The sequence below is a fragment of the Kitasatospora sp. UYEF31 genome, from assembly GCF_057291755.1.
This window is the reverse complement of the sequence record NZ_JBXAWK010000104.1, coordinates 1-11,060: the sequence shown is the minus strand read 5'-3', so window position 1 is coordinate 11,060 and position 11,060 is coordinate 1. Positions and strand designations below refer to the sequence as shown.

General features: G+C 67.4%; 12 protein-coding genes and 3 pseudogenes. 12 read left to right on the top strand and 3 right to left on the bottom strand.

The window, feature by feature from the left end; translation table 11 throughout:
- Positions 1-421: 421 nt before the first annotated feature.
- The 6 genes and pseudogenes from AC0Z36_RS28675 to AC0Z36_RS28650 all read left to right on the top strand — a co-directional run bounded on the left by AC0Z36_RS28675 (position 422) and on the right by AC0Z36_RS28650 (position 5,376).
- On the top strand, positions 422-1,156 hold the full coding sequence (locus AC0Z36_RS28675; protein ID WP_485465994.1) for a dienelactone hydrolase family protein: 735 nt from the start codon (positions 422-424) through the stop codon (positions 1,154-1,156).
- A 524-nt stretch (positions 1,157-1,680) separates the two neighbouring features.
- Positions 1,681-1,911 (top strand): transposase, encoded by a 231-nt coding sequence (locus AC0Z36_RS28670; protein WP_485465993.1) that lies wholly within the window; start codon positions 1,681-1,683, stop codon positions 1,909-1,911.
- Positions 1,912-2,195: 284 nt separating this feature from the next.
- Positions 2,196-2,897: pseudogene (locus tag AC0Z36_RS28665) on the top strand (replication-relaxation family protein); the annotation flags it as partial.
- Between the two features lie 6 nt (positions 2,898-2,903).
- Positions 2,904-3,038, top strand: a pseudogene (locus AC0Z36_RS28660) (DDE-type integrase/transposase/recombinase); the annotation flags it as partial.
- A gap of 193 nt (positions 3,039-3,231) precedes the next feature.
- A pseudogene (locus AC0Z36_RS28655) lies at positions 3,232-3,441 on the top strand (IS6 family transposase); the annotation flags it as partial.
- 318 nt (positions 3,442-3,759) lie between these two features.
- Positions 3,760-5,376 (top strand): IS1182 family transposase, encoded by a 1,617-nt coding sequence (locus AC0Z36_RS28650; RefSeq protein ID WP_485465992.1) that lies wholly within the window; start codon positions 3,760-3,762, stop codon positions 5,374-5,376.
- A 33-nt stretch (positions 5,377-5,409) separates the two neighbouring features.
- On the opposite strand, the gene AC0Z36_RS28645 is transcribed toward AC0Z36_RS28650, so the two are convergent.
- Both AC0Z36_RS28645 and AC0Z36_RS28640 read right to left on the bottom strand, forming a co-directional pair.
- Entirely contained in the window at positions 5,410-6,087 is a 678-nt protein-coding gene (locus tag AC0Z36_RS28645; RefSeq protein ID WP_485465991.1) for an SDR family NAD(P)-dependent oxidoreductase, read from the bottom strand.
- A 46-nt stretch (positions 6,088-6,133) separates the two neighbouring features.
- The gene (locus tag AC0Z36_RS28640) at positions 6,134-6,844 is read right to left on the bottom strand and encodes an SDR family oxidoreductase (RefSeq protein ID WP_485465990.1); all 711 of its coding nucleotides are present in this window, start codon (positions 6,842-6,844) and stop codon (positions 6,134-6,136) included.
- A gap of 122 nt (positions 6,845-6,966) precedes the next feature.
- Here AC0Z36_RS28640 and AC0Z36_RS28635 point away from each other — a divergent pair, with 122 nt between their 5' ends.
- The 4 genes from AC0Z36_RS28635 to AC0Z36_RS28620 all read left to right on the top strand — a co-directional run bounded on the left by AC0Z36_RS28635 (position 6,967) and on the right by AC0Z36_RS28620 (position 9,128).
- Positions 6,967-7,278 (top strand): ArsR/SmtB family transcription factor, encoded by a 312-nt coding sequence (locus AC0Z36_RS28635; protein WP_485465989.1) that lies wholly within the window; start codon positions 6,967-6,969, stop codon positions 7,276-7,278.
- A gap of 243 nt (positions 7,279-7,521) precedes the next feature.
- Positions 7,522-7,806, top strand: a complete 285-nt coding sequence (locus tag AC0Z36_RS28630) for a hypothetical protein (protein ID WP_485465988.1) — start codon at positions 7,522-7,524, stop codon at positions 7,804-7,806.
- Complete coding sequence (locus AC0Z36_RS28625; RefSeq protein WP_485465987.1) at positions 7,803-8,201, top strand: PIN domain-containing protein; 399 nt, start codon at positions 7,803-7,805, stop codon at positions 8,199-8,201. The genes AC0Z36_RS28630 and AC0Z36_RS28625 overlap by 4 nt, the downstream gene beginning before the upstream one ends.
- A 351-nt stretch (positions 8,202-8,552) precedes the next feature.
- Positions 8,553-9,128 (top strand): DUF6461 domain-containing protein, encoded by a 576-nt coding sequence (locus AC0Z36_RS28620; protein ID WP_485465986.1) that lies wholly within the window; start codon positions 8,553-8,555, stop codon positions 9,126-9,128.
- 58 nt (positions 9,129-9,186) lie between these two features.
- Here the strand turns inward: AC0Z36_RS28620 and AC0Z36_RS28615 are convergent, their stop codons facing one another.
- Complete coding sequence (locus tag AC0Z36_RS28615; protein ID WP_485465985.1) at positions 9,187-9,918, bottom strand: NucA/NucB deoxyribonuclease domain-containing protein; 732 nt, start codon at positions 9,916-9,918, stop codon at positions 9,187-9,189.
- A gap of 95 nt (positions 9,919-10,013) precedes the next feature.
- Between AC0Z36_RS28615 and AC0Z36_RS28610 the strand changes: the two genes are divergently transcribed.
- Together AC0Z36_RS28610 and AC0Z36_RS28605 are read left to right on the top strand one after the other, a co-directional pair.
- On the top strand, positions 10,014-10,298 hold the full coding sequence (locus AC0Z36_RS28610; protein WP_485465984.1) for a transposase: 285 nt from the start codon (positions 10,014-10,016) through the stop codon (positions 10,296-10,298).
- A complete protein-coding gene (locus AC0Z36_RS28605; RefSeq protein WP_485465995.1) occupies positions 10,295-10,981 on the top strand; it encodes an IS3 family transposase in 687 nt (228 codons plus the stop codon). The genes AC0Z36_RS28610 and AC0Z36_RS28605 overlap by 4 nt, the downstream gene beginning before the upstream one ends.
- The last annotated feature ends 79 nt before the right edge of the window (positions 10,982-11,060 follow it).

Below are 11,060 nucleotides of genomic sequence, written 5' to 3'. Positions count from 1 at the left end.
ACCGCGCCCGCAAATCCCACCTCGCCTGGCATGCCCACGCAGACGAAACCCCATGACCAACATCCGCTGCAAGATCACGATCTACAGCTGCCGTGACCATGCAGCCGCAAGATCGCTATGTCCGTCACGGGCAGCGCGTCGACCGGGTACGGAGTCCGAGGTGTTGGCCGAGATCATTCTCGCGAACAGCACTGTGGGCTGGGAAGCGCTGGCATCGATCCCGTCCGGTGGGCTACGCTGTGCGGCGATGACTACCGGGACGGCATTGCGCCACACACGGATTGGTGACCCGGCGCTCCCCTGAGCGCCGTACGGGCTGGTGCTGGCCCGCTGTTGGATCGAGGATCTGGCGCTGCTGCGCGGGCTCCGCCTCCTGTCGTGTTGATCACAGCTCGACACGTCAACCACGACAGGAGAACTCATGACCACCAAGATGCTGCACATTCCCACCGCGGACGGTCAGGCCGACGCCTTCGCCGCCTTCCCCGACGGTGGTAAGCGGCACCCAGGGGTGCTGATGTACGCGGACGGCTTCGGCATCCGGCCCGTGCTGCGGGAGATGGCCCGCGAACTGGCCGGACACGGCTACTACGTGCTCGTCCCCAACTACTTCTACCGGCACGGCCCGGCACCCGTGATCGAACTTCCCGAGCACATCGGAGAAGAAGTCCGGCCCGCGGTCTTCGCCCAACTGATGCCCTTGATCGAGGCGCACACCGCCGAACGTGCCCTGAGCGACGCCGACGCCTACCTCAGGTTCCTCACCACCCAGCCCGAGGTCGGTGCCGGACCGGTCGGGGTGACCGGCTACTGCGTAGGCGGCCTCCTGGCGATGCGCACCGCCACAGCCCACCCCGACCAGGTGGCTGCCGTCGCCGCATTCCACGCCCCCGTGGGCGCCGATGGGCCCGACAGTCTCGCCAAGCTGACCGCCCAGGTCCACCTCGGCCACGCCGAAGGCGACCTGACGCCCGAGGCCCTCGGTGAGCTCGACCAGGCCCTGGACGCCGCGGGGGTCGGCTACACCTCCGAGATCTACCCCGGCACCGTCCACGGCTTCACCATGTCCGACACCGACGCCTTCGACCCCGCCGCGCTGCAGCACCACTGGGACCGCCTGCTGCCCCTCCTGGGCCGTACCCTCGCCAGCGGCTGAGGTTGCAGCCTGGTTTTGGACCCTGAAATACACGGCTCCGGGGTCCTCGGGGGGAATGATCACCCTTTCGGGTGAACGAAAGCGTGTGTGACTGTTCGTACTCCGGTGCCTGTGTAACTGTCCTGCGATCAAGGTCAGTTACACGGGCGCTGGGGGCGGATGGTGGCTACAGAGGCGTGTGTTCGACTGTGACTTTCATCGGTAAATGGGTCTGGTGCACTTGGTGGGGAGTGGCTACTGAGCGCGACTTCCGGGCGGGCAGCTCATCTCCGGCCGGGCCAGGTACGCCCTCCTCAGGAAGATGGCTCTGCTGAACTGAGCCCGCCGAGATCACCGAACGTGACCACTCCCCACCAAGTGCACCAGACCCGGCTTGATGGCGCGAAATCTTCGACGATAGATGGTGTCATCGTGATGGTGCGGCTGCGAGGTTGAGCATGCCGAACGTTGTCGTCTGCCACGACAACGTCAGTGAACTGCCCCGGGTTTGATGGAGACATCGAAGACCCGGAAGGATCCCGATCATGGCTGCTCCCCGTAAGTACCCCGACGAACTCCGTGAGCGTGCGACGCGTATGGCGGTGGAGGCCCGTAAGGACCCCGCCGGCCGGACCGGCGCGGTCAAGCGCATCGCCGATCAGCTCGATGTGCATCCGGAGGCCCTGCGGACCTGGGTCAAGCGGGCCCGCAGGACCCGGCCCGACGTTGACCTGCCCCGCTTCCCGGGGCCGGCGCTCGCCGCGCTGCTCCGATAGGTGCCTGTTTCTTCCCCGCAGGGCTGGCCGCCCGTCCGTGTTGCCCGGCCCTGGTTTGTGATCCCGGCCACGGACAAACCGGGAGGTCAAAGGGGTTAATCAGCGGGAATCGGGCGTGGTGAACAGACCGCGGTCAAGGGGCGGGGTTGCAGCGTGCGGGCGTGGGCGTCGCGGGTACGGCGGCCGGACCGGCGCAGTTCACCGGCCCGGCCGGTTGCACCGCTTGAGCAACGCGGCCCCCATCCCTGGGCACCACCGACGCGATGAAGTAGGAGAACCGCCTGATGTCCGTGACGACGATGTTGAACCTGCCCGACCCTGAGGACCACCGGCCCGCCGGGACCGGCCGCCACGAGCCGGCCGGAGCGCCGACAGCCCCCGACGGCGCTGACACGGCCGGTGCCGCCACCCCTTCCGCGGCCCGTTCCACCGCCCCTTCCGCGCACTCTCCGCGACGGGGCGGTGTTTCCCCAGGTCAGGCCCGCAAATCGGGGGGTTCGCCGACTGCCTACAACCCTTCTTCGACCAATCATTTTGGAAGTTCATCGAAGATCAGGGGTGACGTGCTGGAGGGGGTGGCGCTGGTGACGCTGGCGACGGCCGGCCAGCTGAAGGCCCTGGTGCTTCCTGCGGCCAAGAGCGACAAGTTCGTCCGCAACGCGCTGCTGGACCTCGAGCACGCGAAGCTCGCCGCGTCCGACGGCCGCACCCCGGACAACCGGAAGATCTGGCGGCTGACGCGGGCCGGGCAGCGCGCGGTGCTGGACGAGCTGCCGCCGGGCACGGAGCTCGGCGGGACCGGCGAGGGCGCCGGCCGCCGCGGAGCCAGGCACGCCCTGGCCGTCACCGACACCATCGTCGCCTTCACCCAGGCCGGGTACGGGACCGTCCACGCCTGGCACACCGAAGTCGTCCACCCCCTCGACCGCCGCCGCAAGGTCATCACCGACGCCGTGCTGCGCGCCCCGGCCAAGAACCTCCCGGTGCTCCTGGTGGAGCGGGTGATCGTGACCGACAAGCTCCGTAGCTACGGCGCCGCGCTCCGGGAGGTGCTGCCGTCGGTCGAGCACCGTGCGCATAAAGGCTTGAACAACCGGGCGGAAAATTCGCACCAGCGAACCCGTAAGGAAACAAGTCCGCGTGTCGCCGCCCCGCAGCGAACGAGCTGAAAGTGGCTGAGAGCTGCAAAGCCGCCGCTGCGATCCCCGCTCGACTTCACGCCGTAGCGGTGGCTTGACTGCGCAAAGCTGCAGTTCGGGGCCTGGATACCACATATGGATCGCCAGATTCACGACACGCGGACTTGTTTCCTTACGGGTTCAGCCAACGAGGCAACGAGAACGCGCCATGAAGGGCTTCCGCTCCGCCGACACGGCGCAACGGTTACTGGGAGCCTTCAGCCGGATCTCCCCGCACTTCCGACCCCGCCGGCATCTCCTCACCGGACCCGACTACCGAGCCGAGATGAGGACCCGCTTCACCACCTGGAGGCAGATCACCACCGGCGCCGCCCTGCCCGCGACCGCTTGAACCAGGGTCCCCACTGCGGCCAGACACATCCAGACCCGGACCACGCCACCGCAGGCTCCAGCAAGTTGACAACGCCCGCCTGGGCCGCAGCCAGCCTCAACGACGCCGCATGACCGACGAAAACAGCGAAAGTCGAGAGCTGACTCTGGTGGCAAAGTCCGGTGGTGGATGCGTGGGATCGTAGTGGCGTGCCCGGTGAAGGGCGTTGTCCGTCACGGCTGTTGGGAGTTTCGCATGTTGCGTCCGGTCGATGTTCCGCCTGTCCCTGAGGCCACGGCCGCGCTGGCTCGACGGGTGCACCCGCGCGGGACCGATGAGATGCGGGTCCGTGACGCTCTGGGTCCGTTGTTCGCCGACGCCGACTTCGCGCAGGGGCCGCTGGCGGGGATGTTCCCCGAGCGGGGGCGGCCGGTGCTGTCCCCGGCACTGTTGCTGATGGTTGTGGTCCTGCAGTTCCGGCACAATCTGGCCGACCGTGAGGCGGCTGAGGCGGTGGCCGACCGGATCTCGTGGAAGTACGCCCTGGGCCTGGAGTTGGACGACCGGGGCTTCGACCACAGCGTCCTGTCGGAGTTCCGTACCCGGCTGGCCACGGGCGGGCGGGCGGATGCTGTGCTGGAGGTGATGCTGGCCCGGTTGAAGGAGGAGGGCCTGGTGCGGTCGGGGGGCCGGCAGCGCACGGACGCCACCGAGGTGCTGGCCTGTGTGCGGCGGTTGAACCGGATCGAGACCTGCGGGGAGACCCTGCGCGCCGCTCTGGAGGAGATCGCCCGGGTCAGTCCCGGCTTCGTGGTGCCGCTGCTGAAGGAGGGCTGGGACCAGCGCTATGGCCGCAAGGTGGAGACCTCGCGACTGCTGGGGCGCAAGAACGGCTCCGCCCAGACGCTGGTCGAGCAGATCGGTGCCGATGGCCAGGAACTCCTGGATGCCATCGACGCCGACCCGAACGCGGCCTGGATGAACGGCCCGCCCCACGTGGTATGCCTGCGCACCGTGTGGGACCAGCAGTTCGAGCGCACCCGCACCGGGCGCCTGCGCTACAAGGACGCCAAGGAACTACCGCCCGCGGCGGTGCGGATCCACTCTCCGCACGACCCCCAGGCGCGCTACAGCGCCAAGGGACGCCCGGGCGAGATCCCGGACACCGAGTGGGTGGGTACCAAGTGTCATCTGTCGGAGTCCTGCGACGAGGACCTGCCGAACCTGGTCACCGACGTGCACACCACGGTGGCCACCGACCCCGATGTCACCGCGACCACCGACATCCAGGACAAGCTCATCGCCCGCGGCCTGGCCCCCGGTGAGCACCTGATGGACGCCGGCTACCCCAGCGCCGAGAACTTCGCCGCCTCCACCGAACGCGGCATCAACCTGATCGCCCCGGTCGTCACCGCCACCGGCCGCAACGCCAAACTGGGCACCTTCACCCCGGCCGACTTCACCATCGACTGGGACAACGGGCAGGCGACCTGCCCCGCCGGAGCCGCCAGCCGCTCGATGCGCCCCGACGCCCGCGGCCTGTTCACCTTCCGCTTCCGGGTCCGCGACTGCCGCCCCTGCCCCCTGCGCGAGCAGTGCACCCGCGCCCTCAACCCCGACCTGGGCCGCAGCATCACCATCCACCCCGAACCCGTCCACGAGGCCCGGATGAACGCCCACCGCGCCCAGCAGGGCGAGAACGCCGAGGACTGGGCCAAGGTCTACAACATCCGCGCCGGCGTCGAAGGGACCATCTCCCAAGCCGTACGCGGCCCCGACCTGCGGCATTCGCGCTACCGGGGCATCGACAAAGCACACGTGCAGAACGTCATGATCGGCATGGCCCTCAACATCACCCGGCTCGGCGCCCACTACGAGAACACACAGGCCCCCGCCCGCCGCCCCACCCGAATCCACCAACTCTGCGCAGACCACGGCCTGACCAAGGCCGCCTGACACACGACCACGAATTTGCCACCAGAGTCAGAGCTACAACTGGGCGAATTCGGCGATCGCGTCACCGATCTGGTCCTCGATCCGGTCACGTTTGGTGACCATCTCCCAGTACCGTTCCGCGATGACATCGGGGTCGGCGTGGCCCTTGTCGATGTGATCGCCGACCGTGATGGTGCCGACGTAGATATCGCTGTCCGCGAGCACGGTGTTGAGGTTGTAGATGTAGTTGCGCATCGCGGCCATGGACATCCCCAGGTTGGCCGTGACATTCAGCGGATAGACCGCCGAGGCACCGGTGGTGAACAGCATGGCCCCGCCGCCGTGTTTGACCATCCCGGGCAGCACCGCGCGGACCGCGGTGACGGGCCCGATCACATTGAAGTCGAGCGCGGACTGGATGTTCTCCGGGGTGATGTCCAGTGTCGTTACGGCGGCCTGCCAGCCCGGCATGGGGTTCCACTGCATGACGTCGACGGGACCGTAGGCGTCCTCGATGTCGTTCAGCGCACCGGTCAGGGCGGCCTGGTCCGTCACATCGGCGATGAAGGCCGCAGCCTCGATCCCCTCGCCTTCGAGTTCGGCGACGAAGCTGTCGAGGTGTTCGGCGCTACGGGCGATGGCGGCGACGCGGAAGCCCTCGCGGCCGAATCGCTTCGCCAATGCCATGCCCAGGTTGGGGCCGGCGCCTATCAAGGCGTAGGTCTTCTTCATGATTGGTCGCTCTCCTTGCTGTTCATCGGTCATTCCCGGCTCCGGGTCACAGGGAGCGGGCGAGTCCGCCGTCGATCCGGATGCTCTCGCCGTTGATGTAGGCGGCATCGTCGGAGACGAGGAACTTCGCCAGCTTGGCGATCTCCCCGGTGGTCGCATACCGCCCGGCGGGGATGCTTGCGACGGTCGCGGGGTCCTCGGGCCAGCTGTCCACATAGCCGGGCATGACGTTGTTCATCCGGATCCCGGCGGCGGCGTACTGCTGGGCGTACAGCTTCGTGAAGCCGGAAAGCGCCGCGCGCAGGCTCGAGTTGACCGGGATGATGTCGAGCGGCTCGAAGGCCGTGAACGAGGACAGGTTGACGAACGCGCCCTTCCCGGCCTTGATCATGTGCGGGGTCACCAGCCGGGCCATGCGGACCACATTGAGCAGCAGCATGTCGAGGGCTGCGTGCCAGTCCTCGTCCGTGACCTCCAGCAGTTGGCCGTTCTTGGCGTGGCCGGTTCCGTTGATCACAGCGTCGATCCGGCCGTAGCGCTCCAGCGTGGCATCGACCAGCCGCTTGAGGTCGGCCGCCTCGGTGACCGAGCCCTGCGTAGCCATTCCGCCCAGCTCCTCGGCGAAGGCGTGGACGGTGTCGTTCCGGTCCAGCAGAGAGACCCGGTACCCGGAGGCGGCCAATTCGCGGGCGAATGCGGATCCAATGCCCCCGCCGGCGGCGGTGACGATGGCGACGGGAGCTTCGGTGGTGGTCATGCGTTCCTCCTGCGGGGGGCGGCCTCCAGTACGCAAGTACGAAGGTATGACATTTAACGTACCTTCATACTCGAAGATGCGCAAATCGCCCACCGTATGACTCTTGTCGTACAATCGAATACATGGTTACGTACCACCCCGACCGCGACCAGCTGCTGATCGAGGACGTCCTCGCCGCACTGGGCAACCCGGTCCGTCTGCTGATCCTGCGAGAACTGGCCGCCTCCCCCGAGGAACGCACCTGCGGCAGCCTTCCCCTGGAGGTCACCAAGGCCACCGCCACCCACCACTGGCGCGTCCTGCGCGAATCAGGCATCACCCGCGAGCACCGGATCGGCCGCTCCAAGGCGATCTCACTGCGCCGAGAGGACCTGGACAACCGTTTCCCGGGCCTGGTCGACGCGATCCTGAGCGGCACCCCGCCCACCCGCTGAGCCTGGGGTGATCCAAGGGGTGATCAAGGAGGGTGAAGTTCCCCCCTCGATCTGGGCAGGTTGATACTGGGACAGATGAGTCCCGGAGGAAGCAGTCCGAGTACGGATACGTCACCCCCATCGAAACCAGGGCTTTGACGACCCGAGACCTCGCCCCCACAACGTGACAGCGCCTGAAGGTTCGCACCGGCTCCCGGCCTGTGGGACCTCCCGCATCCTCTATGGCGGCTTTATAGTTGCGCTATGGCATCGACGACGATTCAAGTCCCCCGGGAGATCCGCGACCATCTTGCCGAGCTGGCGAGCGAGCGTGGCCTGAGCATCGGGCAGCTGGTGGGAGTCCTGGCCGCTGAGCAGCCGACCGCCGCGCAGCGCGCGGAGCGGCTGGCGGCCGACCGGCAGGTCGTGCGCACACAGATGGGCGTCGCGATCAGCGACGAGGAGTTCGACCAGGCGCCCGACGTGCTGGCCAACATCTACAAGATCGCCGCCGAGAAGGCCCGCACCGCCCGGGGCACCGCCGCGTGATCATTCTCGACACCAGTGCGGTCAAGGCCCTCGCCCAGGGCCACAGGGCGTTGGGCCTTCTGGCGGGCAACATGGCCCGCACTCCCGGCGATCACCTGCTCGTCCCCGCCCTGTGCCTCCTGCAGGCCGAGGCCGACGAGGAAGACGTCTCCCGCCGGGTACTGGCCCTGTCCTGCGTCATCACCGACCCCCTCGACACCGTCGCGGCCGTCACCGTCGGCACCATGATCCGCGACGGCTACGGCGCCCCCGACACCTGCCACGCCCTGTACTGCGCCCTGCCCCGCCCGGAGTTCACCGGCATGTCCATCCTGCTCACCGGCACCGAGGCCGCCTACCCGCCCGGCGTGGTCACCGTCGACATCGACGCACCCGGCATGCTCGGCTTCCACTGACCGAACCATAGCGAATTGGGCAGCAGAGCCGTTGCAGTCCTCAAAACTCCCCATGCCGACCGGGCTGTTGTCCGAGGTGGTGAGCTCCCTCGCCGAAGGGCGACGTAGGACGCAGTGAAGGTATGGGGTCGTAACGACAACTCCATTGACTGCGTCCGTTCCAGGAGCCCTCAACGTTGTGCTGGTCTTCGGCAACCTTCCCGCCGAAGATCGCCGCTGCACCGCAGCTGGACAGCCCGTCAGCCAGCCTTAACTTCCCGGCCTTGGGTCATGGGAGGATGGAGCGACGAAGATTTGGTTGCGGCGTTGGCCCCTTCACGCCCGGTATAGCGCAGGGCGTGGGAGGAATCGATGGATGGAATCCGCTGGCTGCCGGAGGATTGCGACGCCTACTGCCTGCTGCTCGCCCGTGGGCTCGACGTTGACCAGCTTGTCACCCGTCTGGGATATGAAACCCAGGCTGTGATGCCGTCGGTGACTGCCGACGAAGCGTACGTGCAGTCGATGGAGAACGACCCTGTTGCGCGGTTGGGTGTCAGCGGGGACTGGGCGTTTTCGCTGGAGCACTGGAGCGCCGAGGGTACGGAGACTGAGACGGTTCGTCGTGTATCGGTGGGAACGGAGTGCGTCACGGTGCTCAATAGCGGCACGCCGCCGGTGTGGTTCATGCATGCCGTGGACGGGGAGATCGTCGCGTACTTCGAGCCCCTGGCGGCCCGGGACGAGTTGGCACAGTCCGCGCCGAGGCGGGGTGCGTCGGATCTGGTGGCCGCGGGGCTGGTGGCGGCTGGCGTCCCGGACGGAACTGCCGAGGAGAGTGCCGAGGTGCTCTTGCTGGCCTTGGTGGAGCGGTACTTCGGGGTCGGCCTGCCGCGCGCGTCCCTGGACCGGGACCCCTTCCCGGCCCTCGCGTTCACCACCGTGTGAACGTGCTGGGGCCGGGAGAACACCTCCCAGCCCCAGCGTTAGCAGCTCCTGTTTCAGGTTACTTGCGGGTACGGACCCAGCATGTCTGCGTCAGGTCGGTGCACTCCTCGAATCCGGGCGCCAGCAGGTAGTAGGGGTCCTTGTCGATGATGCGGTTGGCAGGGACGAACCGGATGCCTATCCGATTGGCGGCGCCGCTGTTCTCGTCGCTTGGCAGGGACGCACGTCCGCAAGGCTCCTTCCAGGTGTTGCGCCGCGGGTAGCGGTTGTCCTCCCGGAGTGTCCATCCCTCGGTGCCCACCGGCTTCTTCGCGTATAGCTGGACGCACTCGGTGCCGTACGTGACGCCGCCGCCGCCGCTGGCCACCGGCATGGCGCCGCTCTGGTACGTGGACGCGAACGGGTACTCATCACAGCTTGGTCCGCCGGGCTTGGCCACCCCGGAGTCCGGGTGCGGGATGAACGCGCCTACGCCGCTCCGCGGGCAAATTACCTTGTCACGGTTCTGGGAGGCCTGCGCCGCGTCTGAGTTGTAGGTGAGCGGATTTTTGCGGCTTCCCGGGTGGGAGGGCAGCTTCTGCTGGATAATCCAGTAGAAGGCCGCCGCTGAGGGGTTCCGCGCCGTCTCCACGACGTAGGTCGGGATGTAGCGGGGGAATACGCAGCCCGGTTTACTGCGGGTCGACTTCGCTTCGAGGTCGCAGCGGATGTTGAGCTCGGACTTGTCGCGCTTGATGGTGTCGACGGCGAGGCCGTCCACCGTCCCCTTGTACTTCCAGCTGGGGTACACGTCGCTGTGAAGTTCCCCCCTCGATCTGGACAGGTTGATACTGGGACAGATGAGTCCCGGAGGAAGCAGTCCGAGCAGTGAGTAAGCAGAGCAATATGAGTAAGCGGTACACGCCCGAGTTCAAGCGGGATGCGGTAGATCTGGTCCGTACTTCCGGGCGGACGCCGACCGAGGTCGCCCGGGAGCTCGGTGTCAGCTCCGAGAGCCTGCGGAACTGGGTGAACCAGGCTAAGGCCGACCAGGGCCAGGGGGCGCCAGGGGCGCTGACCAGCGCCGAGCGCGAGGAGCTCACCCGGCTGCGCAAGAAGGACCGGGAACAGCAGCAGACCATCGAGATCCTAAAAAAAGCCACGGCCTTTTTCGCGAAGGAGATGAAATAGGCACGAAGTGCCTGTTCATCCACGCGGAGAGGGCCACCGAGGACTACGCCGACGGTTACAGCGTCGCCCTGCTGTGCCGCGTGATGGGCGTGAACCGCTCCGCCTATTACGCCTGGCGGGCGGCCCGGCCGGCGGCCGCCGAGCGGCAGCGCGCGGAGAACGAGCTGGCCGGGGAGATCCGTGGGATCCACGCCGGGTCACGGGGCGCGTACGGCGTCCCGCGCGTGCATGCCGCACTGCGGCGCAAGGGGCACCCGGTCAACCGGAAGAAGGTCGAGCGGATCATGCGAGAGCGCGACATCCGCGGCATCACCCGGCGCAAACGCCACAGCCTGACCAGGCAGGACACCAAGGCCGCCCCGGCCCCGGACCTGGTCGGCCGCGACTTCACCGCCAAGCGGCCCGGCATCAAGCTCGTCGGCGACATCACGTACCTTCCGACGCTGGAAGGCTGGTGGTATCTGGCGACCGTCATCGATTTGGCGACCCGCGAGGTGATCGGGTACGCGATGGCAGACCACCACCGCGCCGAGCTCGTCACCGAGGCCCTGCGCATGGCCGCCGGCCGTGGCAGCCCGCAGCCCGGCTGCGTCTTCCACTCCGATCGCGGCAGCGAATACACCTCCGGTGAATTCCGTTCCGCGATACGCGAGTTGAACCTGAGACAGACACGGCAGCTGTAGATCGTGATCTTGCCGGTTGAGGTGCTGGTCAGCTGGGGTGCGGGTGGCTGCGAAGACAGCGGCGGCCGCTGCGATAATG